The sequence below is a fragment of the Mycobacterium sp. E3247 genome (assembly GCF_001667785.1).
GTDB lineage: Bacteria > Actinomycetota > Actinomycetes > Mycobacteriales > Mycobacteriaceae > Mycobacterium.
The window spans coordinates 1-1,355 of sequence record NZ_LZJG01000060.1; the positions used below are offsets into that span (position 1 = coordinate 1).

The window sequence follows — 1,355 nt, forward strand, 5'->3', positions numbered from 1 at the left end:
CGTGTTCGCAATGGAGTGGTTGGCGATCCTGCGCGACCTCGTGCTGGGCTTGTTGATCGCGGGGGCCATCGCGGCGTGGGTGCCCGAAAAGTTCTGGCAGGTCTTCTTTTTGGCCGACCACCCCGGCTGGTCGGCGATCTGGGGGCCCCTGGTGGGACCGATCGTGGCCATCGTGTCGTTCGTCTGCTCGATCGGCAACGTTCCGCTCGCCGCGGTGCTGTGGAACGGGGGCATCAGTTTCGGCGGGGTCATCGCGTTCATCTACGCCGACCTGCTGATCGTGCCGATCCTGAACATCTACCGCAAGTACTACGGCACCAAGATGATGCTGACGCTGCTGGGCACGTTCTACGCCGCGATGGTCGCCGCGGGCTATCTGGTCGAATTGATCTTCGGCGCAACGAATCTCATTCCGAATCAGCGCAACGCCACCGTCATGGAGGCGACGATTTCGTGGAACTACACCACCTGGCTCAATATCGCCTTCCTCGTCGTCGCCGCCATTTTGGTCGTCCGGTTCGTCACGACGGGCGGAATCCCGATGGCGCGGATGATGGGCGGCTCCCCCGACTCACCCGACGAGGGACATGAGCACGCGCACGAGTGCCATTAGCTCGGTACTGGATAGGACGCGTATTTCCACCGAAATCACTTGCGTCACTTTAGCTTCAGTGTTCTTGGGTCGACATTTTTGTCGGTGGGGGTGGCTAGTTTGGGGGTGTGAGTCCAAGTAGTCATCCGGATGTCGACGCGGTGTTCGACGACCTCGATGCGGTCTTGGCCCGCGCCCGGGCGTTACCGGTTGACGCGATGAACGTCGCGCAACAGCTGGCGATGCTGGAGCGCTGCGAGAAGGCGCGCCGCCAACTGCCGGCCATCGAACACCCGGTGATCAACAACCTGGCCCGCCAAGCCACTCCTGAGGAGTTGGGCGGCACGCTGCCGCACGCGGTCGCCGAGGCCACGCCGATCAGCCGCGCCGAAGCCTCCCGGCGGGTCAAAGAAGCGGTGGATTTGGGGCCGCGGCACGGGTTGACCGGCGAACCGCTGGCGCCGATGCTGCCGGCCACCGCCACCGCCCAACGCGACGCCCAACGCCACCACGACGGCCTGCTCGCTGGGCTGCGCGGGTTGCTGGCCTCGGGAAAACTCGGCCAGCACAACGGCTTACCCGCCTCCATCATCATCACCACCACCCTGCAAGACTTGGAGGCCGCCTGCGGCACGGGGCTCACCGGCGGGGGCACCCGGCTCCCCATCAGCGACGTGATCCGGCTGGCCCGCCACGCCCACCAACTTGTTGAATTGGGAGCAAGAGAGCGTGGCCTGCAGCCATGCTTCTCTAGGCGGTGGCC

At 64.9% G+C, this 1,355-nt stretch carries 2 protein-coding genes; both read left to right on the forward strand.

Features of this window, described 5'->3' with window-relative positions; all coding sequences use genetic code 11:
* The coding region (locus A9X04_RS03115; RefSeq protein ID WP_197509004.1) for a permease at positions 1-613 on the forward strand (613 nt) is incomplete at its 5' end.
* Between the two features lie 107 nt (positions 614-720).
* Positions 721-1,355 (forward strand): DUF222 domain-containing protein (locus tag A9X04_RS03120; protein ID WP_156764197.1); only part of this gene is annotated, 635 nt, incomplete at its 3' end.